Here is a 221-nt window from a genome sequence, read left to right as displayed (position 1 = left end):
ACCCGACCACGTCTCGGCGTACTCGCTGATCGTGGAGGACGGCACCCGCCTCGCGGGCCGGGTCCGGCGCGGCGAGGTGGCGGCGCCGGACGACGACGCGCACGCCGACCGCTACCTGATCGCCGAGGAGACCCTGTCCGCGGCGGGCTTCGCCTGGTACGAGGTGTCCAACTGGGCCACCTCCCGCGCCGCCCGCTGCCGCCACAACGAGCTGTACTGGA

General features: G+C 74.2%; 1 pseudogene. It reads left to right on the top strand.

The window, feature by feature from the left end:
* Nucleotides 1-221 (top strand): annotated as a pseudogene (locus ACSNOC_RS28025) (radical SAM family heme chaperone HemW); the annotation flags it as partial.

The sequence above is a fragment of the Streptomyces sp. URMC 129 genome, assembly GCF_051386415.1.
Lineage (GTDB): Bacteria > Actinomycetota > Actinomycetes > Streptomycetales > Streptomycetaceae > Streptomyces.
This window is presented reverse-complemented; position numbering and strand designations above follow the sequence as displayed.